General features: G+C 55.4%; 18 protein-coding genes. 14 read left to right on the top strand and 4 right to left on the bottom strand.

What is annotated here, in order from left to right; all coding sequences use genetic code 11:
- Nucleotides 1–227 precede the first annotated feature (227 nt).
- The 3 genes from AC0N03_RS11625 to AC0N03_RS11615 form a co-directional block, all read right to left on the bottom strand.
- Nucleotides 228–2,306: a VIT domain-containing protein gene (locus tag AC0N03_RS11625; protein WP_474288934.1), complete on the bottom strand. Its 2,079-nt coding sequence runs from the start codon at nucleotides 2,304–2,306 to the stop codon at nucleotides 228–230.
- Between the two features lie 26 nt (nucleotides 2,307–2,332).
- Nucleotides 2,333–2,692 (bottom strand): MerR family transcriptional regulator, encoded by a 360-nt coding sequence (locus tag AC0N03_RS11620; RefSeq protein WP_474288933.1) that lies wholly within the window; start codon nucleotides 2,690–2,692, stop codon nucleotides 2,333–2,335.
- Nucleotides 2,693–3,019: 327 nt separating this feature from the next.
- Complete coding sequence (locus tag AC0N03_RS11615) at nucleotides 3,020–3,754, bottom strand: recombinase family protein (protein WP_474288932.1); 735 nt, start codon at nucleotides 3,752–3,754, stop codon at nucleotides 3,020–3,022.
- Nucleotides 3,755–4,323: 569 nt separating this feature from the next.
- On the opposite strand from AC0N03_RS11615, the gene AC0N03_RS11610 reads away from it, so the two are divergent.
- The 8 genes from AC0N03_RS11610 (at nucleotide 4,324) to AC0N03_RS11575 (ending at nucleotide 15,446) form a co-directional block, all read left to right on the top strand.
- The gene (locus AC0N03_RS11610) at nucleotides 4,324–4,695 is read left to right on the top strand and encodes a hypothetical protein (protein ID WP_474288931.1); all 372 of its coding nucleotides are present in this window, start codon (nucleotides 4,324–4,326) and stop codon (nucleotides 4,693–4,695) included.
- A gap of 162 nt (nucleotides 4,696–4,857) precedes the next feature.
- Nucleotides 4,858–5,001, top strand: coding sequence for a hypothetical protein (locus AC0N03_RS11605; protein ID WP_474288930.1), 144 nt, complete (start codon nucleotides 4,858–4,860; stop codon nucleotides 4,999–5,001).
- Nucleotides 4,985–7,159 (top strand): sigma-70 family RNA polymerase sigma factor, encoded by a 2,175-nt coding sequence (locus AC0N03_RS11600; protein ID WP_474288929.1) that lies wholly within the window; start codon nucleotides 4,985–4,987, stop codon nucleotides 7,157–7,159. Before AC0N03_RS11605 ends, AC0N03_RS11600 begins: the two co-directional genes overlap by 17 nt.
- 4 nt (nucleotides 7,160–7,163) lie before the next feature.
- Nucleotides 7,164–8,666 (top strand): ATP-binding protein, encoded by a 1,503-nt coding sequence (locus tag AC0N03_RS11595; protein WP_474288928.1) that lies wholly within the window; start codon nucleotides 7,164–7,166, stop codon nucleotides 8,664–8,666.
- Nucleotides 8,663–11,557: a Z1 domain-containing protein gene (locus AC0N03_RS11590; RefSeq protein WP_474288927.1), complete on the top strand. Its 2,895-nt coding sequence runs from the start codon at nucleotides 8,663–8,665 to the stop codon at nucleotides 11,555–11,557. Before AC0N03_RS11595 ends, AC0N03_RS11590 begins: the two co-directional genes overlap by 4 nt.
- Nucleotides 11,541–12,551, top strand: coding sequence for a PD-(D/E)XK motif protein (locus tag AC0N03_RS11585; RefSeq protein WP_474288926.1), 1,011 nt, complete (start codon nucleotides 11,541–11,543; stop codon nucleotides 12,549–12,551). The genes AC0N03_RS11590 and AC0N03_RS11585 overlap by 17 nt, the downstream gene beginning before the upstream one ends.
- Nucleotides 12,548–14,353: an AIPR family protein gene (locus tag AC0N03_RS11580; protein ID WP_474288925.1), complete on the top strand. Its 1,806-nt coding sequence runs from the start codon at nucleotides 12,548–12,550 to the stop codon at nucleotides 14,351–14,353. Before AC0N03_RS11585 ends, AC0N03_RS11580 begins: the two co-directional genes overlap by 4 nt.
- Before the next feature lie 70 nt (nucleotides 14,354–14,423).
- The gene (locus tag AC0N03_RS11575; RefSeq protein WP_474288924.1) at nucleotides 14,424–15,446 is read left to right on the top strand and encodes a hypothetical protein; all 1,023 of its coding nucleotides are present in this window, start codon (nucleotides 14,424–14,426) and stop codon (nucleotides 15,444–15,446) included.
- Between the two features lie 24 nt (nucleotides 15,447–15,470).
- Here the strand turns inward: AC0N03_RS11575 and AC0N03_RS11570 are convergent, their stop codons facing one another.
- On the bottom strand, nucleotides 15,471–17,003 hold the full coding sequence (locus AC0N03_RS11570; protein WP_474288923.1) for a DNA cytosine methyltransferase: 1,533 nt from the start codon (nucleotides 17,001–17,003) through the stop codon (nucleotides 15,471–15,473).
- Between the two features lie 70 nt (nucleotides 17,004–17,073).
- On the opposite strand from AC0N03_RS11570, the gene AC0N03_RS11565 reads away from it, so the two are divergent.
- The 6 genes from AC0N03_RS11565 to AC0N03_RS11540 all read left to right on the top strand — a co-directional run bounded on the left by AC0N03_RS11565 (nucleotide 17,074) and on the right by AC0N03_RS11540 (nucleotide 22,804).
- The gene (locus AC0N03_RS11565) at nucleotides 17,074–17,517 is read left to right on the top strand and encodes a very short patch repair endonuclease (protein ID WP_474288921.1); all 444 of its coding nucleotides are present in this window, start codon (nucleotides 17,074–17,076) and stop codon (nucleotides 17,515–17,517) included.
- A 281-nt stretch (nucleotides 17,518–17,798) separates the two neighbouring features.
- The gene (locus AC0N03_RS11560) at nucleotides 17,799–18,287 is read left to right on the top strand and encodes a hypothetical protein (protein WP_474288920.1); all 489 of its coding nucleotides are present in this window, start codon (nucleotides 17,799–17,801) and stop codon (nucleotides 18,285–18,287) included.
- A gap of 62 nt (nucleotides 18,288–18,349) precedes the next feature.
- On the top strand, nucleotides 18,350–19,717 hold the full coding sequence (locus AC0N03_RS11555; RefSeq protein WP_474288919.1) for a site-specific DNA-methyltransferase: 1,368 nt from the start codon (nucleotides 18,350–18,352) through the stop codon (nucleotides 19,715–19,717).
- Nucleotides 19,714–20,187, top strand: coding sequence for a DUF5681 domain-containing protein (locus AC0N03_RS11550; RefSeq protein ID WP_474288918.1), 474 nt, complete (start codon nucleotides 19,714–19,716; stop codon nucleotides 20,185–20,187). The genes AC0N03_RS11555 and AC0N03_RS11550 overlap by 4 nt, the downstream gene beginning before the upstream one ends.
- Nucleotides 20,184–21,593 carry a phage terminase large subunit gene (gene terL / locus AC0N03_RS11545; RefSeq protein ID WP_474288917.1) on the top strand — a complete coding sequence of 470 codons (1,410 nt, stop codon included), beginning with the start codon at nucleotides 20,184–20,186 and terminating at the stop codon, nucleotides 21,591–21,593. Before AC0N03_RS11550 ends, terL begins: the two co-directional genes overlap by 4 nt.
- A gap of 296 nt (nucleotides 21,594–21,889) precedes the next feature.
- On the top strand, nucleotides 21,890–22,804 hold the full coding sequence (locus AC0N03_RS11540; RefSeq protein ID WP_474288916.1) for a DUF3489 domain-containing protein: 915 nt from the start codon (nucleotides 21,890–21,892) through the stop codon (nucleotides 22,802–22,804).
- Nucleotide 22,805: the final 1 nt, after the last annotated feature.

Here is a 22,805-nt window from a genome sequence, read left to right as displayed (position 1 = left end):
ATAGGTTGGTGCTCCGTATCGCGGGACAGAATTATCCCAAAAGATGGATCACTTCATGGGGAACTCCAGTTCGTTAGTGTTCCACAATATCTTCGCAAGGGAACAGAGCCCAATGAGAAATGGCTCTATCTTGAAGATATTTGCGAGATTATTGGGAGAATAGATTGATTTGCGGTTACCTTAGACCCGAGGTCCCTCCATTTTCTGGGGCAAAGGATCGCGAGCGCTTATTCCTCCATAGCAATACCGATTTGCCGCATCACCCGGGCGGCATAATTGTTCTGCGCAGCGACGCTTCGTGCGAGCAGGTAAATCGCGACCTCGCGCTTTGACCGATGGAACCGCCGCGCCAATTGGCGCACAAGGCGCGTGTGCATGAAGAGGGCCAGCCGTGTCTTGAGCCAGAACGGCAATGCGCTGACATCGGCGCGGCCAAGGGACGGGCCATGCGTGACCCAGTCGATCGATCGGGCAAGCTCGACGGGGAGGGGGAGTTCGCCTGCTTTGTTTGCGGGAAATTCGTTGATCTCTGATCCGAATTCGCCAAGCGCATCGACAGGCTCGTCAAAGGAGTGGGTTGACAGCGAGGCCTGGATGTCGATGCCGTCAATCTGAGCACTGTGATCTTTGGAACTGAATTGGATGAGCCGATTCATCATACTCATCCGGACATCGTCTCGATTGCTATGGCTTGGCTTTGAATCGCTCATATAGGCATGGCTTTGTCGCACGGGCGGGGAATCTGATCTGCGCAAAAAGGCCGGAGCGTCCAAAAGATCCTGACGCATCTCGGGCAGGCCGTTGACGCTGGCGCCGGCCTCATCGACCAGAATAAGACTGGTGAGGTGCGTGCATAAATTGTTGGCCAGAGCCATCTGCTCTGCTGTGGACGTGTCAAACTTCGCCAGTGTCAGGGCCGTCGCATAGCGGCCAATGGCATCCATCGCACCTTCTGCCGCGGCTTCGCGCCAATGAATGTGCATCGATACACCTGAGTGGGCGAGACTGAACGCGTTTGCCTTCCCCGAATTCTTGCCTTCGGCGATGTTGGGCATGCGAAGGCTGTGCAACGCCGAGATGATGGCCTTTGCTTCGTGAGTTTCGGGGGCGATGAAGAGTTGTCCGCCGGTTTGCGCCACCATATAGCTGATCATGGCATCAATGCTGTCTCGTCCAACCAGAACGGCCGAGATGCGCGCGCCCGTGGCGGCGAGCCGATGCACTTCCGTTGCATGGGTCTTTCCATCCGTAATGATCAGGATGTCCCGCACGTCGCTTTCGAGCAGGGTGCTCACCGCGTTGCCCAGTTCCGTGCCGCCGGCCGGTTGACCAATTTTATCGGTGAGTTGGTGCGATTTCGGACCGTTGGCACGACCCAGACATTCGACCGTATCGTCAAATTGCCAGAGGGCAATGCGATCGTCGATGCGCATTTCGTTGAGCGCATGCCTCAGGCCGTCGCGCATGTTGGTCCACAAGATTCCGCCGTTCGAAACCTGCGCGCCCGTCGAACCCGACCGATCGAACAGGATCGCCACATCGATCTGACCGGCACCTGTCGGCAGCGGCTTCAGGCTCAATTCAAGCTGCTGACCGGCGGCATTGCGCCCCGTCATCGTCCCGAATTGCGCACCCGGGATCTGGATCTCGAGCGACTGGTTGCGCGGGAAATTCACGGGCTTTTCGCCGATGATGCGTTGATCCATGAAACGCGGCGTGCCGCTGTCAGACCGGATTGACAGAATGGCCGGGAACGTCTTGTCGGTCGTGGTGGCAAAATCATCCACGGGCAGGAAGGGCGACGGGCCATAGAGTTCGCCCACCGTCATCGGGATACGCAGCATCGGGATCTGTCCGATCAGGGCCAGCGGCATCATCCATTCGATATCGATCGCGACCTCCTGGCCGGGTGCGAGCTGGGCGACCGACAGGGTGTGAATGCCGCGCATCTTTTCTTCGTGCAGCACGGCCAGTTTACCGCGGTCGATGGCATCTTCATAATCGGCGCGCGCGGCTTTGCGCGATTTGGCAATGGCGTATAACTGGCGCTCGCCGATGGTTGCGGTCAGGCCGGTGACAATGGCCTCGCTCGGTATGGGAAAGGTGGCGACAGCTTCGATAGGCACCGCTTCAGTGTTGCGGTACCGGCGGTTCATGACAATTCGGGCGAGGCCAAGCGTCACGTCGATCTCGAGATGCAGCCCGACCAGCGGCGCGGGCTTTTTTGCAGGCGCGTCGCGACCAATGGAATTGGAAATTTGTGCGAGCGGATCTGCTCGGTGCATGCCGATATGGTCGAATTCCATGTGAACTCCTTGAATTCAAGAGCCGGTTAAGAGCCGCTATGCGTAATTTTGGTCACATATGCGCGCAGAGCCTGTTCGATTCCGCGCAAAGCCTGTTCAACATCAATCTCCTGCGGCTTTACCGAAGGATCGATCCGCAATTCCACGCCCGCCGATTGGTACACCGGCAAAGCTTCGTCGAAGGCCATCAGCACTTTGATTGCCGCAGACTTCATGCCCAATTTGTGAAGCGCGATATAACGCCGCGCCTTGATGAGATGCGCTTCGCCATATGCGTCGGCGCCACGACCTGTTGCATGTGCCGCAGGTATGCAGCCCTCCGCAATCATGTAGCGGATCTGGCGGGGCGGGACGCCAACAGCGTCGGCAAATTCGGCAAGTGTCATATGCGCCTCTGAACATGACAATGATTATGTCACGTTTTTCCGGCTGTCAAGGAAAACTTGACAAAATTTTTGTTGTGATTGGTCGAAACTAAGTCGAGTGCGAAAATGAGGGGATTTGCTGAATTCGACCCCAATCCAACCGGTATTTCAGATGGGTTGCCCCGCATTTAATCTCGCTGGCACCGCAGACGACACTGTGCTCAGACTGTAAACGCTACACCGCAATTTATGCAAACCGGGTCGCAATGGCGTGCAAATCAACACTGCTGGTATTTTTGCAACGGCCGCCCGCCAGCTCATATCGGCCGATCACATAATGATCCGAGGTCAGTCAAGCGTCGCAGTAAAAGATTGGCTGTTCAAAACGGCTTTAACGCCAACGTGACTGATTGTAATTCCTCGTCGGTTCATTTCGCTGGCAATGGCACGGAGCGAAAATCCTTCCGCGCGCATGGCGCGCATTTTCTTGATCGACGCTTGCTGGTGTCGGTCTGGAACCAGTTTTCCGGCTTCGTCAATCCTGAAGCCAAACGGAACTTTGCCCCCAAGGTAACGCCCTTCAGTTCGATGAACGTGTTTCATCTTTTTGACGCGGTCACGGAGGAGGCGGGCTTCTGAAAGCGCCAAAGGTCCTAGAACAGCCAGAACGGTGTCAGCCAGCGATCCGTTCACGATATCCGTATTCAGGTCGAGACTATGGGCGCCAATGCCTCGTTTACGAAATTTCTGAATTATGGCGACGCCATCAGTTGCTGAGCGGAACAGGCAATCCTGCGCCGGAATGATCAGGACGTCCCCTCGGCTTAATAATTCCATCAAACCCCCGCCGACAGGGCGCTGATCAAAGGGCAGGATAGAGTCAGTGCGGTCCTCAAAAAATATACCGCGCCGTGGCCATTGATTCCTTTTTATGTGGGTTTCGATCAGAAAGCGGGGCAGGGCCGATTTATCTTCGCCATCTGTATCGTCCACCTCTGCCCAGCAATAACCAACTGCTTTCATGTCAAACCTAAAATCTGTAATATAGGCAATCAAACTTACATAAAAATTATAATTTAGCAATATTTTTCATATTGTTATCTCATGCATCTTGATCGTTCGCTTTCTGTGGTGCTGTTAGTGGGAGACAAACACAGCATTTTGCAGAAACAGAGTTTCCAGCTCAAAATATTCTCTCTGTCTCAATTGCTATTGTTATGTCTCCACCCATTGCACAGGGAGACACTCACCATGTCAGGTTCTGTCAGGCGGAATGCAAATAATTCAGGTGTGAAATGCATCAGCGCGGCTCTTGGGCATCGTCGGGCCGACAAATATCTGTTCGCAAACAAGCAGGAATATCGCTGCGTCTCTTATCGTACTCTTTGGTTGGCATCACGAACGACCGAAACGTTTGAGGCCTGGCTGAAATCGCGGGGTGTGTTGGCGGCAGCTTAAACGCGGGTCACAGGCAAGATATTTGTTTGGACTTCGGGTCGAATTTGCCAGCAATTGGCAAGCAGATCATTACGGTCCGGCAATTGCCATGGCTTTCTCGCCCACTGTTTCGTTAAGCTTTTTAATGACGTGTCTGTTTTTGTCATACCTGCTGATTATTCTCTTTTCATGTGAAATTGTTATTGGGGTGTCGGATGCGCAAGGAAAAAATTGATCATAAATTTCGCCCCCTACATATTGCGCAGGCACCAGGGAGCAAAGATCCAACCGCTGCGCATAAATCCATGCTCGCGGAGCTGACGGAGCGACTTGATCGTCATAATGTTTTTACCAAGGGCCAATTTGTTGTTTGGAAGCCCGGGCTCAAGAATCGGAAATATCCCGAGTACGGAGAACCGGCCATTGTGACCTCCGTTTTATCTGCTCCGATCTTCGATCCCAGTGAAGACTTTTCCGGCAGTCAATATTTTCAGGAACCACTTACTTTGGTGGTTGCGGTGTTCCGCGATGAAGATTTGCTGGAATTTCGCGTCGATGGTCGGCGCTTTGAGCCCTTGGACGACTGACTGTTCCTTTTTGATGCGATAAGCTGCCACTTTTTTGTTGTGGTTCACCTTGACCTGACCTCCGAATTGCCTGCATTTTCTGGAGGACGTAAAGAGAAAGTCCCAATCAAAAAGTATCCAGTTTTAAGGGATCAGAGCGTGGATTATGGGATGCGAGGAGGCATGGCGAAGATCAACGTCCCACGAGCGCTGCCGTACGATACGCTCGGGCGTATGTGGTTCGATGCTGATCTCGGCGTAAGGAAGCTGCAAGACCAGCAGAAAGTGCTTCCCAACCGGGTGATTGTCCATGAAGAACATGGATAGAGTGTCCCATATCTTAGGTAGTCGCGCCATGCCGGTTAGCGAATCGATAAGTCAAGTTCTTGACCCTGTTGAGATCCGACGGATTGTTGAAGGCAAGATCGAGAAACTTGCCGATTTCGCTTCATCTCCTCGCCTGCACGCGGTCGATCCAAAGGGAGACACACCACTTCACCTTGCGGCGCGCATGGGAAATCTTGCTGTTTGCGATCTCTTCATTCGGCAGGGCGCCGACCCCGGGCGACTGAACCATGACCGACGGACGCCCGCTGATGTGGCATTTGCCGAAGGCCATAACGTCGTCGCGCAGCTGCTGTATTCGCTTGCTGCAACGTTGTCGGAGGCGGGCGACGAGCAAGAAGATATATTGGAGTGCGACCCCGTGCCGGCATTAACTAATGCAGTTTCGGAGTATCGTGTTGCTGAGGTTCATGGGGCTAAAAAAGATAATATATTCAATGATTTGGATGATCTCTTTATTTTCGAGCCCGAGGCAGAGCCCGAAGAATTTATCGCCCAGTATGTGGGCAAAACAGCGTCGGGGACATTCGTCGCGTTCGGCAGTTCAGCACCTGCAGTTTCGGATTGCGAGGACAGAAATTGGGATCTAGACCCTTCACCTGCACAGATAGCAGGAGAGGGCATCGGCTCCAGCGACCTAGTAGCCGTCGATAAAAATGCAGAGAATGACTTCCTGAAGGTGCGTAACCGCGGTCGGCAATCTGTCAAGCGCGCTGTCGTTCAGACCGGCACACGGCTGTCGATTGATCCAGAAATCTGCATCGTCTGGGTAGAGGAAACGTTGGCGAAGGGGTGGTGCTCTTTCGATGACGTCGACCGTCTCGTTGCCAATTGCGAAGGGAATGGTGATCTCGAGGAACTGCGAACCAATCTCCAGCTTAACCTCGAAGTTGCGGGCCTCTACCTCGATCAGGCGAACGGGTATAATTCCGGGCTCTGGGACGCCGGACCGGACCTATCGTCCGATGATTTAGTTGAAGCGGTCGAGGCAGCCCTAACGCGTGCAACGCGGTTGCCCGGGACACAGCGCTTTGTTATGTATAAGTCAGACGAGCTAAAAGTGTTGGAACCCATGATACGGGCGAAGCAAGAGCTCCAACTTGGGATTCTTGCGTCCGAAGCTGCGGTTGAAAAAATCCTTGATGTCGTCGACCGTATCCGCGAAGGTTCGCGGGACCCTAGTTCGGTTTCGCTGAGAACCATCATGCCCTCGCGTCCGGGCCATCCCGATACGACCGAAGTTATGGCCGCTGCGGAAACTCTGAAGTCTTGGTATGCCAATGGTCGTGTGATGGATGGCAAACAGCGAAGGGAAGCGCTCGCGGCGCTCGAAGCGCTCGATTTCTCTCTTGCGTTCCACAAGGAACTTGTCCGCACACTGGAACAGAACCCAGCTTGCCGAGAGCGCGCCGTTCATTTGGATACACAGCTTCTGCTCTTCGAAGTTGCTGCGGCGCACCTGATTAAGGAGCACTTGCCTTACGTGCGGCGCTTTGCGGCGCGGAACGTGGCGGAAGATGAAGAGCCGGAGGACGTGTTCCAGGTAGCCTTCATGGGGCTGCAGCGGTCCACATGGCGCTTTGATCCCGAGCGCGGTTATCGATTCCTGATCTATGCCACCTACTGGATGCGGCAGGCCGTCACGCGTTGGCGCGCTGATGAAGGCGCAGCGATCCGCATCCCGGTACATCGAAAAGAGAAAATCGCGAAGCTTGATCGTGCCCAGGACATGCTCGACGTCCGGGCTGACGGCGTTGTTTCCGACTATGAACTCGCCGCCAATCTGGAATGTACAATTGACGAGGTGAGAGCCTTCCGGAGAATACCCCGCAAGGCCGAATACCCAGAAAGCAATGACGCGTGGGACGAACTGCTCACGGAGCAGGAGAACACGGATATCTTTGATCAGGCAAAGACCGAAAGGATCGTCACGGATGCATTGGCTCAACTGCCGCAGCGTCAGGCAGATGTGATCCGGAAGCGCTTTGGACTCGGAGGGAACAAAGAGATGACTCTTGAGGAAATTGGACAGATTTATGGACTAACGCGCGAACGAATTCGACAAATTGAAGCAAAGGCGCTGCAAATTCTAAAGCATCCTAGCAGACTAGGCCGATTTGCCTTCTTGTTGGAGAAATGACGGCATGGGTGTAAGAAATGCTCCTCCTCATGCCGGATCGATGCTTGAGTCCCTTCGCGGGCTGGGCTACGCGTGTCCTACCGCACTTGCCGATCTTGTAGACAATTCCATAGCGGCAAATTCGAGCAAGGTCGACATTCATTTTGAATGGGCCGGTCCAGAGAGCTGGGTAAGGATCATTGATGACGGCGACGGCATGGATGATGCGGCTCTGGAGGCCGGAATGCGACTCGGCGCACGCGATCCGAGGGCTGAACGCGCCACCAGTGACCTTGGGCGTTTTGGATTGGGGCTGAAGACAGCCAGTTTCTCGCAAGCGCGAAGACTGACTGTCGCAAGTCGGCAGAACGGCGGATCTGTCGTGTGTCTACGCTGGGATCTCGACCTAATTGGTCAGGAGCAGGGCACCGAGTGGCCACTGTTTGAGGGTCCAGCGCCGGGATCAGAGAATCTGATTGCGCCGCTCGACCAGCTGGATCACGGAACTGTCGTCGTCTGGGAAAAGCTCGACCGCATTGTAACCGATGGCTTCGCCGCCAACGACATGAATGAGCTCGTCGATCGTGTCGAGGCGCATCTTGCGATGACCTTTCATCGATTTCTTGATGTCCAGCATCCCAAGCTTAGCCTCCTTCTCAACAATAGAGGAGTGAAGCCATGGGATCCATACTTAATGGGACATCCGGGTAAGGCGCTCGAAAGCACCGAGTACCGCATCCAACACGCAACAGGTGTGACGGTTCAATGCCATGTCCTTCCGCATCGCGATATGCTCAAGACAGAAGAACAAGAAGCCGCAGCGGGACCCGGAGGATGGACGCAGCAGGAAGGTTTCTACGTTTACCGCAACAAGCGTCTCATCCTTGCCGGAGGTTGGCTGGGCCTCGGCGATGACCGCAAGCTATGGCCGCGCGATGAAGCTCACAGACTTGCTCGTATCCGGCTCGACATACCGAACAGCGCGGACTCCGATTGGAAAATCAATGTCCTGAAGTCGACGGCCAGTTATCCAGTCCGATTGCGAACTCAGCTTTACCGTCTGGCATCGGACACACGCAAAAAAGCGAAGCTGGTTTTCGCTCATCGTGGTCATATCACGCCGGTTGCGGGAATGCGCGCGAACGCTGTGGCAGAAGCTTGGCAGGTGCGACGCTCGGCACAAGGGACATCCTATCGGATTGCCCGCGATCATGATCTTGTCGCCTCAATTCTGGATCGCGCAGGTTCGCTGAAACCCGATATCCTCGCTCTTCTCAGGCTCGTCGAGGAGACAGTTCCTGTGCAGCGCATCTGGCTGGATACCGCGGAAGACAAGGAGACGCCGAGGACAGGTTTTGCCGGGGCACCGGACAACGAAGTGATGGAGACGCTGGCCTCGATGTTTGAAGCACTAGTGAGGTTTCGCGGATTTAGCCCGACCGAGGCGCGCGAACGCCTCGGTCGCACGCCTCCATTCGACCAGCACCGTAATCTGGTTGCATCCCTTAAAGTGAAAGACGTGCAATGACGATTTCGAATCAGAAAGCTTTCGATTCAATTCTTTCCATGGCACAGAACATGCTTCGCCTCGCCGCGGAGCGCGCTCAGAGCCCTGTCACGCCAGAAATGATCGAAAAGGAGTTGACCAAACTTGCGATCATGATGGAGGACGACTTTGCCCTCGTTGATCGGGACGCGCTCGTTGACGAACTCATCCGCCGATCAAGCCGTACGGTGGGCGATAACGCAACTCTTTCTAGCGGAGATGATCATATTGCGTGGCTGGATGCGGAAAGGAAAAAAGGCTGGACCTATTGGTTGCGTTACTCCGAGTACATGGAAGCGCGTATCCCTTGGACGGCGCTCGATGCCCTTGATGTCGCCACAGACGAGGTGCTGTCACAACTCGAGGATCCGACCCGAGAAGGCGCATGGGATCGTCGCGGACTAGTCGTTGGCCACGTTCAGTCGGGAAAAACCGGCAACTACACGGGCCTTATTTGCAAGGCCGCTGACGCTGGTTACAAGATCATAATCGTGCTGGCCGGCCTACACAATAACCTTAGAACCCAGACGCAGATCCGCCTTGACGAAGGGTTCCTCGGTTTTGCCACTATAGCTGATGTTGACGAGCTCCCGGCAGTCGGGGTGGGTCTGATAGACAAGGACGTTTCTGTTCGTCCGAACGCGGCAACCAATCGAAGTGACAAGGGCGACTTCAACACAGCTGTTGCGGCCAAGATGAATATCAGCCCGGAGCAGCGACCGTGGCTATTCGTAGTCAAGAAGAACAAGACGGTCCTCGAGCGACTGCTGCACTGGATCCGCAACCGAGTCGCCAACAACGTCGATCCTGAGACAAATCGCAAGCTCGTCACCAATCTCCCGCTTCTCGTGATCGACGACGAGTCAGATCATGGGTCCGTCGACACGGGTGAAAACGTCGTGGATGAGTTCGGCAATCCAGATCTCGAACATCAACCCAAGACCATCAACAGGCTGATCAGGTCGATCCTCCACCACTTTTCGCGAAAGGCTTACGTAGGCTACACGGCGACACCCTTCGCAAACATCTTTATTCACGATCGCGGCGAGACACAGGAGTACGGACCGGATCTTTTTCCAGCGGCCTTCATCACCAGTCTTGCGGCGCCATCAAACTATGTTGGACCGGGTCGGGTCTTCGGATCTGCGTCCAGCATGCCAAATGACCTGCCTTTGGTGCGCCCGCTCTCGGACGACGAATTCCAGCTCTGGATGCCTAGCAAAACAACGACATCGCCGGAGATTAAACCGCACAAGAACGGACATCGGCCTCGTTGGAACGGAGACAACCGTGTGCCGGATTCGCTCGCGGAAGCGATCCGATCGTTCGTGTACGCTTGCGTAGTGCGGAAGCTGCGCGGACAGGGCAGCAAGCACTCATCAATGCTTATTCATGTAACGCGCTTCACGTCAGTTCAAAGCGAAGTCGTAAATCAGGTGGCCGAATATGTCCGTGATTTGAAGGGCCGATACACCCGCGGCATTGAACTTGCGGATGTCGAGGCCTTAATGCGCACAGAGTATGAGGAAGTCTTCCGGAAAGGGATGCAGGATATCCGCTTTGCCCTCGTTGAAGGGGAAATGCTGGAGGATTTTTCATGGGCTGACGTTCGTGCAGTCCTCCCTGACGTCCTGTCCGACATTCGTGTTCGTGAGATTAACGGTACGGCGAAGGACGCACTCGACTATGCCGAGAATGATGGCACAGGTCTAAAAGTGATTGCCGTCGGCGGAGACAAGCTAGCGCGTGGTCTAACGCTTGAAGGTCTCTGTACGAGCTATTTTCTGCGCACCGCACGTATGTACGACACGCTCATGCAGATGGGGCGCTGGTTCGGCTATCGCGATGGCTACCTCGATGTCTGTCGCCTCTATACGTCTCAGGAAATGGTGGAGTGGTTCGGCCATATCGCTGATGCTGCCGAAGAATTGCGCCAAGAGTTCGACAATATGGTTGCGGCCGGCGCCACACCCAAACAGTTTGGACTGCGCGTGAAATCGCATTCTGTCCTAACCGTGACTTCGCGGGCCAAGATGAGAAATGCTCGCGCAATGCAGCTTACCTATTCAGGCGATCTTTTGCAGACCATCGTTTTTCCTAACCGAAAGGACCACATCACGGCAAACTTCAAAGCTATGGATCGCTTCATAGGACTACTTGGCAAATCAAGGGATCTGAACGACCAGTTCTTCTTGCCAGCAGGTCAGAAGTGGAACGGCCACCTTTGGCGAGACGTACCAGCGCTCAGTGTAATTTCGTTCCTCCGGGACTACAGGACCCACCCGGCCAGCTTCAGGATCATGAGTCCGCTGATAGCTGACTTCATAGAGGAGATGAACAAGGATTTTGAGCTCACGAGCTGGACGGTTGCGCTGATCGGAAAGGACAGTGGCGCCGACGACAAGCTTCGGAAGGTTGGTGGCTGTTCAGTCAACATGCTCCAGAGGAGGCGAACGACGGAACATGCGGATCGATATTCCATCAAGACCCTGATCTCGCCTCGAGATCAGGCCATCGATCTGACCGAAGCGGAATGGAAGGCTGCGCTGGATCTTAGCCGGAAGACTTGGCGCAATGACACCGATCGAAACGATGGCAAGGAGCCTCCGTCAGAGCCTAGAGGTCCCCAGATCCGTCATGTTCTCGGAGACGGTGTTGTCGAAGCGGGCATTCCAGCTCGCCGGGAACGCGGCCTGCTGATGCTCTATCTTCTCGATCCCGAGGAAGCTGGTATCGATGAGTTAAAGAATGCTGATCCGATCGTCGCTTGGGCAATCAGTTTTCCATCAAGCACTTCCGAGAGAAGGGTATCCAACTCGCGGTACATCGCCAACAGCGTACTGTGGGGAGGTCTCAATGAGGGATTGGACTGAAGACGGTCTCGTACGGGCGTGGCGGGCGCTCGCGCGCCAGGAAGTTGGAGAGAACTGGCGTTTCATTCACCTCACCGGGGTGGGTGCCGTCTCGGTCGAGGCAGGTTGTCAATTCCCCCTTGGGCGGGAGGCATTGATCGTTTCTTTCCCCGGATCCACTCCAGTAGATCCGGCTCGGTTACCTGAAGGCAAGGGCTTTGACGTAGACTGTATCGAAAACCAACCAGTCTTTGAAGGAAAGACCGCCGTTGCCTTGATAAGACGGCAAGAGGGGTCTCTGGATATTTTCACTATCATGGTCGTCGATATCTTGAGGATGCTCCAAGTCACAGCAGACACTGCGACCCGTGACGTTATGGAGACGTTTCTAGAGCGGGTCAGGGAGTGGCAATCCTTCATGGCACGGACGCGCCGCCCACTTTCATCCGATGCGCAGATCGGACTGCTCGGCGAACTGTGGATGCTTCGATTGCTTGTAGGCTCATCCCTCGGGACTGGTGCCCTTGAATGCTGGCGGGGTCCGTTGCACGCCGCGCAGGATTTCCACGTATTTGGCGGCGCCATAGAAGTGAAGAGCACGGTTCAGACCGGAAGATTTCTAGCAAGCATCAACAGTATCGATCAACTGGATGGTGATAGAGCTCCCATCTTCCTCTGCGCATTCCGCTTCGAAGAAAGCATGGACGGGATATCGCTAGTCGATCTCGTGTCTGAACTTCGAGAGAGGTTTGCGATTGGCGGAGTTAAGCGCGGATTCGAGGCGTTGCTTCTGGTGATTGGGTACTTTGACGAGCATGCACCGTTCTACGGGCGTACACTGATATTAAAGGACTCTAGAGTACTTCACGCAGAAGGTGAAATGCCGCGTCTCACGCGCGCCTCCCTGCCAGCTGCTATTCGTTCAGCTGCCTATGTGCTCGACCTTGATGCTCTCGAAGTCCCCGCCATCGGGCTCTCGGAGCTCATCAACAAATTTGGACTAGAATTGACATGAGCTTGGAAGAATTTCACCGTAACTTTCGCTCTGATCTGCAAACCGCCATTTCCGACCGCGTGGAGGCAAACGAGGGACCGTTTCCTTCAGAGGAACTCGTTTTTGCAGAGAAGGTAATGGAGCACGTCGCTGATAACGGAATTTGTGAAGAGCCGACGATCTGCCACTGGAACGGCAAAGTCGGAAACGCGAGGCTTCGCATCACGGGCTATGTCCTCAGCTCCGATCAAACTGAACTCGACCTGTTCGTGACCCACTACTTTGGCTCTGACCACCTGCAAGAGTTGACGGACTTGGATGCCTCGACCACCGCCAAAGAAGGCGTACGATTTCTCCTTGGCGCAGCGAGCGGCAAACTAGACGCGAAAATTGATCCTACACATCCAGTTCGTGACCTCGTGGCGACAATCCGATCTCGGTGGAGCAATATCGACCGATTACGAGTATTTGTAATTACTGATGGTCGAACGAAAACCAAGAGGTTCTCAAATCATGAGGTTCATGGAAAGATGGTGGCTGCCGAGGCCATGGACATGGAGAGGTTGTTCCGCCACACTGACGGCAAGCCTCGAGACGAACTCGCTCTCAGTTTCAAACAGACGATTGGCAGACCACTTCCTTGCGTCCATGTCCCAGATCCGGATGCCGACTACGAATTTGCGCTGACTGCGATTCCAGGGCAGATCATTCGAGACCTCTACCTGCGATTCGGGACGCGGCTGCTGGAGGCAAACGTGCGGACATTTCTCGGTGCCAAGAAAGCTGTAAACAAAGGCATCGTCGACACATTGCGAAGGGAACCAGAGCATTTCCTCGCGTTCAACAATGGTTTGGTGCTGGTCTGTGACGAAGCGGTATTCGAACGAGCTGACGATGGAAACTTGGGGATTTCATTCTTGAAGGGTCTGCAAATCGTAAATGGCGGCCAGACCACTTCGTCAATCTACTTCGCGTCTCGCGACGATAGGACCATCGATCTCAGCCACGTAATGGTCCCTGCGAAGATCATCATTCTCAAGGTATCGCAGGACGAAGCCCGCGAGCGACTGATTAGCAATGTTTCCCGCTATGCAAATAGCCAGAATGCAGTGAAGATGTCAGACCTGTCAGCAAATCGGCCGTTCCATGTTCAGTTGGAGAAGCTAGCAAACGAGACGTGGTGCCCCGACGGTGCAACACGGTGGTTCTACGAGCGCGCGGCTGGGGCCTATAGCGTCATGTTGCTAAGAGACGGAAACACTCCGGCGAAGCGCCGGAAATTGCAGGAGATTATCCTTCCAAAGCGCAAGCTCTCCAAGAACGACATTGCAAAGTATCATGAAGCTTGGCGCGGCAAACCGAATCAAGTCGCAATGGCCGGCGAGAAGAACTTCGCAGCCTTCATGGCGGCACTCGATGATGATCCGGCCATTGTCCCTAATCCGCTCGACGCACGCTGGTATCGAGCAATGATCGCCAAGGTAATTCTATTTAAGACGATCGAAAGCATGATCAAGACGAAGGAGGTGAAGGACGTCTTCCGCCAGGGGTGGGTCAACATCGCAACCTATGTCGTCTCGGTCGTCGCTGATAGGCTTGGCGACAGGCTCGACCTAGAGCAGATCTGGATGCGGCAGGGGGTTTCCGGTGGTCTGCACGACTTGCTTTGGGACTGGGCCGTGGTTGTGAACGCCGAGTTCAACAGGATAGCTCCAGGTCAGCAGATTTCGGAGGTGGCAAAACGCGCGGATACATGGACAACGGTGCGATCCGCTGAATTTCCTGCGCCTCAGGGAGATATTCAAGAATTGCGACAGGCATAACGCTGGTTTTCGATATTGGGTGAGCTCGCTACATAGAACAGGCTGATGAAAACGGCGAAAGGAAAGCCAAGTGATTTTGTTCGATAAGGCACGATCATTCATTCAGTCGATCGGACAGTACTGGGCATCTCATACCGATCAGGAAATTCACCATGCGGTTTCGATTGAAGATAATGGTATGCGGATTGCGTCACAACCCGTCAACCACGATCGAATTCGACGCGTGTCCTCTGAGCCAGAATCATCAAATGAAATAGACATCGACCAGCCCGAAGATTCTATTCTAAGAGATGTTTTAGCACTCGATTTCGAGGTTGAGATGAGTGGAGAGAGCTATTTCAGCGCCAACCAAGGGAAACAGGCTCGAGGGAAATTTCAAAAGGTTGATTTCATACGGTGGGATCACGACGAGACTAATTGGACCATCGAGGATTTGGACTTTGAGCTACCAGCCAATCCGGCTGCTCCAAATCCGGCAAAGCCCCGCTCACAAAGTAAGCAACAACCAGAAAAAGCTAAAGCTCAAGTTCACTCTCGACAACGCGGCGCAGTTAAGCGGATGCGAGAGTTTGCTTTGGAACGGCGCTGGTTGGCTGCGGCTGCCGCGCTTGACAAGGCATTGCAGGCGCCTACCACCGTCTCTGAGCGTGAGCTAGCTGCGATCGAGCATGTAATTAAAATCGCCGGCACCTTTACTCGAACCCGGGCCGATTCGGAGACCCTTCGAAGTGTCTTGTATAAGACGCAGAAGCCGGGCGACGATGCTGAAGTGATGCATCTAATCCCCTGTCGCATGAAACACAGCGCCACGGAAATCGTTATTAAGAAAGCCCTAAACAGGAAGATCGATGCCGAAGCAAAATTGACCACCCAGAAAAAGATTAGCTCTTCTGTTAATCGGGTGCGCGAGGTTGCTGGAAAACGATACTGGTTGTCACCCAAGTCAAGTGGTGCCCTTGCCAAACTGGGAAACGCGAAAGTCATTTTGGCGCAGCCAGAGGCTAATGCTTTGAAATACTTGTTGGGTCGTTGTTCAAACGTTTCTGAGTTGAAGGCCGACGTGGAAATTTTACGGAAACTACTCACGGGCTAGATCAAGCCGCGCGAATAAACAGAATTATTCCAAGGAAATCCGTAGTAGCTTCGCTATCTGTCTTGCAAGGAACGGAGGCACTGCGTTTCCGATTTGGACATACTGCTGAGTTCGATTGCCGAGAAACAGATAGTCGTCGGGAAAGGTTTGAAGTCGGGCGGCTTCGCGAACTGTGAGGCTGCGACATTGCATCGGATCGGGATGGATAAAGTAATGTCCGTCCTTGGAGATATGACTAGTGACCGTGGTTGAAGCCTCGTTGGCCAGCTGAACCCGGAAGCGGTCGTTGAAGATACCGCTGTGCCAATTGCGGTGATCAGGGCTGAGCGCGATAGGGAAGTCGCAAGCTTTGGGGCTGTATCCGCGTGTCGCTCCGAACACCGCTGCAAACATGTAGCGCCCTAGGTCGGATGCCATGTGCCTGCGGGTTTCATGCTGAGCGATGGCGCGCATGTTCGGTCGCTCAAGCCAGCGTTGCAATTCATCGTCCGAAGCGCCGTAGCTCTCCGGCAGGCACGATGCGACCCGAAGGGTCGGCGCCTCATATGTAAGCCTCCTTGAAACGGCCAAGAAAGCTTCGCGAAGTTGGTCGTCGCCCTTTTCTCTGTATATGTCCTCGAGCGTTTTCGCGGAGTCGATGACCTCCTTTCGCCACACGGCCGCGCCATCTAGGTTTCGGCTAAGGCCGCTGCGCAGGGCGGGCATCGTTCCGATGACTTCGCTGACTGTCCGCGCCTTTTCGGAGATGGCGATCTCGGCGTTGGCGGCCTTGCTTGCAAGGTCAGACCGGATTCCGATGATAATCACCCGGTGACGTCGCTGCGGCACTCCGAATGTCTCGGCACGAACGATGAAGTCGGAAGGCTGGACTGCCTCATGCAAGTTGGCCTTTCCATTTTCGACGCTGATGGCGCGCAGTTCGTAGTGATGGCCGTGACCCGTTCCCAAAGAGGACAAGTCCTCCATCAGTATCTCGAAGACAAGTCTGCTCTCAATTGTTGATGACAACATACCCTTGACGTTCTCCATAACGAAGGCGGCGGGGCGCAGTTTGTCGAGCACCCGGATGTACTCGCGAAATAGGAAGTGCCGTTCATCCTTTTCTGGAACATAACCGATCTTACCCTTGGCCCTAGCTCGCCCGACTAGTGAGTAGGCCTGACATGGCGGTCCGCCAATCAGGATAGTGTCGTCGTACTTTCGCTTCAGCTTCACGATGGCACCGTCGATGGCTGTTGCTGCAGCCACTGTGCCGAGCTCGAGCGCGCGCGTTTCGTTGACGGCATGCTGCCACGCTTCATTGTCAACGGCTGACCAGTCTGGTTGGGCGGCAAGTCCCGCGTGGAAATCGACGAACTGTTCGGGCAAGACGTCATGGCGCGCACGGTACTCACGCAGGAACGCGCGCAGCGTCAGGGTCCGATGGGCCGATGCCTCCTTCTCAACCGAAATTCCGATCCGAAACGGCGTAAGTCCATCCTCGACGAGTGAGGCGAAGCCCTCACCAAGTCCTCCAGGACCTGCAAACAGATCGACAATGCCGAAAGTGGAAGGCAAATCACGCTCCTAACGAATTTGGTTCAGCAGTTGTATACTAGGTTTAGATACGAAAACCAGGGCGCATGTGATGGACATTGTTGATAGGTCCACCCGGTCACGGATGATGGCAGGGATCAAGGGAAAAAACACGAAACCGGAATTGGCGCTACGGCGGGCGTTACATGCGCGCGGCTTTCGCTTCCGGCTTCATTCCAGCAAGGTTTATGGTCGACCGGACCTTGTTCTTCTTAAACATCGCGCCGTGGTCTTCGTGCATGGCTGCTTCTGGCATCGCCACAAGGACTGTCGCTACACCACCAATCCTTCAACCCGCTCGGAGTTCTGGCAAGCGAAATTCGAGGGGAATGTCTCGCGGAACAGCGCTGTTATCAGGATACTTCTTGAAGGCGGATGGCGAGTAGCGACAATATGGGAGTGCGCCCTGCGTAAGCCGCATCAGGTTGACGCTGCGGTTGAAATTTTGTCCGCTTGGCTGCGGTCGAGTGAGACTCAGGTTGATATTGGGAGTTAGGCTCGGATTGACCCTTGACGTATGGCCGAGGGTTAGAGGGGCGGAAGCCTCCAAGCCGGGACTCGCAGGATAAAGAACTACTCTTCTGCAACCGACCGTCGCGTGAACAGTTCAAAGCCTGCGCTGAATGAGTCGGCGAATTATTTGGGGAATGCCTTTGGCTGTTCCTATGCTATTTGCTGGATTTTATCTATGATCCTGATGTGTTCCGGTTTTACCCTGAATTCTGAAACTGATGATCAGACAAGATGACGGCGCAGCAGAACAAAATGGATTTGCCTATGGTGTCGAAACCCGCGATCACGCCTGCTGAACTTAACGCTCTTCATCAGCAATTCTGGGTGCGGCAGACGGCTCTGACAGCGCAACGCGCGCAGCGGGAGACAGTGCGGAAATTGGCTGAGCAATTACAGAGATTTGATCGGGTTCGTGGCGTCGAGATGGGTCAACAGTTCTCACCCGAAGGGTATCTGGAGAAGGCGGAACAATTGATGGCGATTGTTCTGCGGGCGCGGTCAGCAGAAGTCGCAAAGGTGCCACGCGTCGACCGGTTGCAGGAATTGATCTTGCGAATTGTCGAAAGCAAACCGGATATCCGCGCGCCGCAATTGCAGGACGAATTGCAGCGGGAACTTGGAAACGGGATTGTCGAGGATATTGATCGGACAAAAATTTATTTTGTCGATCGCAAGGGGCATGGCCAGCAAGCGGCGCTTGCCGGCCTAAAGGACCGCCTCTCCCGTGCCCGAAAGGTTCTTGGCTCGCGCTAGCCAGCTAGCGCGATTTTTGAGGTGTACGACCGAGTCCAGGCTCTGATTCCTAGGAGACTGGAATGACGAAATTTGAGAATCTGCCACAACTGGCAGTGACCTACCACCCGACTGACAGCCTGACGCCCAATCCGCGTAACGCCCGGAAACATTCGAAGCGCCAGATCAAACAGATTGCCGACAGTATTGCCGCTTTCGGGTTCGACAATCCGATCATTATCGATGAAACGGGCATGGTGCTGGCCGGACATGGCCGATTGGCGGCGGCCAAATTGCTCGGTTTCGGCCAGGTGCCGGCCGTTGAGATCCGCCATTTGAACGAGACGCAAAAGCGCGCCTATGTGCTGGCAGACAATAAGCTTGCCGAGAAGGCTGGTTGGGATCGCGCCACATTGGCGATCGAACTTGGTGAATTGGCGGTTCTCTTGCCGGGGCTCGAGTTCGATCTGACCCTGACCGGGTTCGAGGCTGGAGAACTCGACCAGATCAACGCCGATCATGACGGCACATTGGTCAAAGTCGAGGATCAATTGCCGGACTTGCCGCGCGAATTGGTGAGCCGCCGCGGCGATCTCTGGTTGCTCGGTTCGCACCGTGTGCTCTGCGGCGATACCCGGTCTCTCGCGGATGTCCAACGTCTGATGCAGGGCGAGACGGCGCGCCTGATGTTCACCGACCCGCCGTATAATGTACGCATCGGCGGCCATGTCCAGGGGCGGGGAAAGGTACAGCATGAGGAATTCGCCTTTGCCAGTGGCGAAATGTCCTCTGTGGAATTTACGTCCTTCCTGACCACGACACTCGGCAATCTGGCCCGCGCCTGCCGCGATGGCGCCATCAGTTTTGTCTGCATGGACTGGCGGCATTTGCGGGACTTGCAGCAGGCGGGCGATGCGGTGTTTAAAGAGCTCAAGAACCTGATTGTCTGGAATAAAACCTCGCCGGGGCAGGGCAGTTTCTACCGCAGCCAGCACGAGTTGATCCTCGCTTACAAGGTCGGGACCGGTGAACATATCAACAGCTTTGGTCTGGGCTCCTATGGCCGTACCCGCTCGAACGTCTGGACCTATCCGGGCGCGAACAGCTTTCGCGCCAACCGCACGGCAGAATTGGCGTGGCACCCAACCGTCAAACCCGTCGCGCTGGTTGCCGATGCCATCCGCGATTGCTCGCTCAAACACGACATTGTTTTGGATGGCTTTCTGGGCTCGGGCTCGACGCTGATTGCCGCCGAGAAGGTCGGGCGGCGCTGCTACGGCCTTGAGTATGAGCCGAAATATGTCGACGTGATCATTCGTCGCTGGCAGGGCCAGACCAAATTGGAGGCGGTGCTCGAGGGCGACGGGCGCAGTTTTGATGAGGTGAAGGCCGAGAGGCGTGTCGCTGTTGTGGCCAACCCCGAAACTTCGAATTTGGAGGATGTGGTATGAGCGGGGCTGACAAAGATCAAAAGGATCCGAACCCGGCGGTGGGCTATGGCGCGCCGCCGCTTGCCAGCCGGTTCAAGGCCGGACAAAGCGGCAATCCGAAAGGCCGGCCGAAGGGCTCGCGTAATTTTGCCACCGAGATCGAGGCCGAGCTTAAATCACGCGTTACGGTGAGCGAAAATGGCAAGACGCGCAAAGTGGCAAAACGAACCCTGATCGCGAAACAGCTCGTCAACAAGGGCGCGCAGGGCGATCCAAAAGCCATCGGGCTGCTGTTGCAGCAGGAACGGCTAAGCGACACGGCGCCAACACAACCCGCACCGGATGCGCCTGAATCCCTGCCGGAGCAGGACCAGATGGTCATCGCGCATTTCTTGCAGCGGATGCGCGCGCTGCAGGTACCGGAGACGGAAGCGGTTATGCATGACGCGCCCACAGAAGTTCCCAATGCAGCAACAGGCGCGCCATCATGATCACGCTGAGCGAATATCGCGCCGTGCTGCGGCGGGACCTGGTCAGCTTCATCGAACGTGCGTTCTATGAGCTCAATCCCCAGACCAAACTGCAGCTCGCCCCCTATATCGAAATCATGGCCAGCAAGCTCGAGGCCTGTCGGCAGGGTCGGATCAAGCGGCTCATCATCAATCTGCCGCCGCGGCATTTGAAATCCCATTGCGCGTCTATTGCCTTTCCGGCCTGGCTGCTCGGCCATGATCCGGCCCTGCAAATCATTTGTGCTTCCTATGGTCAGGATCTGGCCGACAAATTGGCGCGCGATACGCGCACCCTGATGAGCAGTGCCTTCTATCGGAGCCTGTTTGCCACCCGCCTGTCCGAGCGTCAGGCGGTTCATGATTTTGCAACACAGGCCAAGGGCCTGCGCATGGCCACCTCGGTGGGCGGGGTGCTGACCGGGCGCGGCGCGGATTTTATCATCATCGACGATCCGCAAAAGCCGGATGAAGCCCTGTCGGAAGCCGGCCGCAAGGCGGTCAATGACTGGTTCGATAACACGTTGCTCAGCCGTCTGAATGACAAAACCAAGGGGTGCATCATCATTGTCATGCAGCGCCTGCACCAGGACGATCTTGTTGGCCATGTCCTTGAGCAGGAGGATTGGGAGATCGTTTCTTTCCCGGCCATTGCCGAAGAGGATGAGAGTTTTTTGATCGAGACGCCCTTTGGCATGCGGCTCCATCATCGCAAGGCCGGCGATGTTTTGCATGATGCGCGCGAGTCGCAAAGCACCTTGGCCAATTTGCGCCGAACATTGGGAACCTACAATTTTGCCGCGCAATACCAGCAAAATCCCATCCCAATGGGCGGCAATATCGTTCGGAGCGACTGGCTACGATATTACGACGAGGTGCCGGATGGATTCTTATTCCGATTGCTGAGTCTAGATACAGCCAACAAAGCCGGTGAGCTCAACGATTTTAGCGTCGGCACGATCTGGGGCTATCGCGACCACAAATTTTATCTGCTGCACGTCTTGCGAAAGCAGCTGAACTATCCCGATCTGAAACGCGCCGTGCTGCAATTGGTCCAAGATCATGATGTCGATCGGGTGCTGATCGAAGATCGCGCATCTGGCACGCAGCTGCTCCAGGACCTGCAATCCGAGGGCCTTTATGGCATCGAGGCCTATGAGCCGCGCTCGGGTTTTGACAAGATCATGCGCCTGCACGCCCAGACCACCGTATTCGAGCAAGGCGATGTGTTGCTGCCGCGGGCGGCGCCGTGGCTCGATGATTATGTCCGCGAGCTCACCGGCTTTCCCGGCACGCGCCATGACGACCAGGTCGATTCGACGACGCAGGCGCTTGATTACCTGCGTACGAAAAACGGTGTGATCCTATGGGAACGCCTGGGCGCTTAATGCAAAGACCATCTTCGGACTGGACTTTGTGCCAAGCGCAAGCATTGCTGTGGGTGCGATCGAGAGCAGGCGGATGCCAGAAATTGGGCGTGATCGGGTGAGACTAGCCGCGATCGGCCGAGGCCTTCAGGCTCCTGAACAGGCCCTCGATCGGTGCACTTGGGTTTGCGGCTGCCGATTGCGCCGGCTGGTTTAACCCGCGCTTGGTCCGATCCGCGCTGGGCCTTATCGCGCGCTGCCCCGCAATGGGGCTTGTGCCCGTACCGGCGCCATGTCGCCGGTACATGGAGCATCAAATGAGCCCGCAGCAATTAAACCGCAAAATACCCTCCAAAATGACGCCCAAGCCAAACGCCAGGATGTTATGTCAAAACGACCTGCCTCTCACGGACACGCAGCTCATCATTTTATCGAGAGCCAGCCAGCACCCGGATGGTCACATTATCCTGCCCGATCAACTCAGAGGTGCCGCGGCCATGGCCGTTCTGGCCGGATTGACGGCTCGAGGATTGATTGATCCGATCAAGATCCCGGATGTTGACGGAGATTCACATGAGGGGGCTGACTGCGAGGATCTCGATCTCGCTGATGATTCAGATGTCTTTACGATTGAAGCACCAGCCGATCGAATTTCTGCAGACGCTGCATTCGACGCGCGGTTTGCACCGGATCAATCTCGCGGATCCAACCTTCCGAATTTCGCCATTACTGAGAAAGGCCTTGCGGCACTTGGGCTGGATGAGGGGCCAGAACCGCCGCAAATCTGGCCTTTCGACGCGCAGGCGCCTGACCGTTCCGATAAGGAATGCCATCACGCCGCGGCGATTGCGGGCGGTCATCGCCCGTCAGATACGCGTCGATCGGGCTGCGAGGCGGATGATGCCGCGTGCTGCGCCTGTGGCGATGCGCCTTACCTGCAAGACCAGCTCGCAGATATCGCTTCGCTGGAGCAGATGACCAGTCCGAGAGAGGCGCGTGACGTATCACGTGAAGTTGCACGCGCGGGAGCCACGAAACTCTCCCGTCTGATCGATCGGCTGCGCGCAGCCCCGTGCTCGCTGGCCGATCTTGGCGCAGAGGCCGGCTGGCAGGCGCATACGATCCGTGCGGCCTTAAGCCGCCTGCGCAAAAGCGGCAAAATCATCGTCAAGGGTCGTGATGGACGGGGCGCGACAACCTACCAAATTGATGCCAATTCGGAGCAGATCTGAC

This window comes from Methylocystis sp. sgz306128 (genome assembly GCF_056032725.1).
This window is presented reverse-complemented; position numbering and strand designations above follow the sequence as displayed.

What these genes read in the sequence shown, in the direction of transcription:
- AC0N03_RS11625 (WP_474288934.1), bottom strand. Translation starts at nt 2,306, where the DNA reads ATGGAATTCGACCATATCGGCATGCACCGAGCAGATCCGCTCGCACAA.
- AC0N03_RS11620 (WP_474288933.1), bottom strand. Translation starts at nt 2,692, where the DNA reads ATGACACTTGCCGAATTTGCCGACGCTGTTGGCGTCCCGCCCCGCCAG.
- AC0N03_RS11610 (WP_474288931.1), top strand. Translation starts at nt 4,324, where the DNA reads ATGCGCAAGGAAAAAATTGATCATAAATTTCGCCCCCTACATATTGCG.
- AC0N03_RS11605 (WP_474288930.1), top strand. Translation starts at nt 4,858, where the DNA reads ATGGCGAAGATCAACGTCCCACGAGCGCTGCCGTACGATACGCTCGGG.
- AC0N03_RS11600 (WP_474288929.1), top strand. Translation starts at nt 4,985, where the DNA reads ATGAAGAACATGGATAGAGTGTCCCATATCTTAGGTAGTCGCGCCATG.
- AC0N03_RS11595 (WP_474288928.1), top strand. Translation starts at nt 7,164, where the DNA reads ATGGGTGTAAGAAATGCTCCTCCTCATGCCGGATCGATGCTTGAGTCC.
- AC0N03_RS11590 (WP_474288927.1), top strand. Translation starts at nt 8,663, where the DNA reads ATGACGATTTCGAATCAGAAAGCTTTCGATTCAATTCTTTCCATGGCA.
- AC0N03_RS11585 (WP_474288926.1), top strand. Translation starts at nt 11,541, where the DNA reads ATGAGGGATTGGACTGAAGACGGTCTCGTACGGGCGTGGCGGGCGCTC.
- AC0N03_RS11580 (WP_474288925.1), top strand. Translation starts at nt 12,548, where the DNA reads ATGAGCTTGGAAGAATTTCACCGTAACTTTCGCTCTGATCTGCAAACC.
- AC0N03_RS11565 (WP_474288921.1), top strand. Translation starts at nt 17,074, where the DNA reads ATGGACATTGTTGATAGGTCCACCCGGTCACGGATGATGGCAGGGATC.
- AC0N03_RS11560 (WP_474288920.1), top strand. Translation starts at nt 17,799, where the DNA reads ATGGTGTCGAAACCCGCGATCACGCCTGCTGAACTTAACGCTCTTCAT.
- AC0N03_RS11555 (WP_474288919.1), top strand. Translation starts at nt 18,350, where the DNA reads ATGACGAAATTTGAGAATCTGCCACAACTGGCAGTGACCTACCACCCG.
- AC0N03_RS11550 (WP_474288918.1), top strand. Translation starts at nt 19,714, where the DNA reads ATGAGCGGGGCTGACAAAGATCAAAAGGATCCGAACCCGGCGGTGGGC.
- terL (WP_474288917.1), top strand. Translation starts at nt 20,184, where the DNA reads ATGATCACGCTGAGCGAATATCGCGCCGTGCTGCGGCGGGACCTGGTC.
- AC0N03_RS11540 (WP_474288916.1), top strand. Translation starts at nt 21,890, where the DNA reads ATGAGCCCGCAGCAATTAAACCGCAAAATACCCTCCAAAATGACGCCC.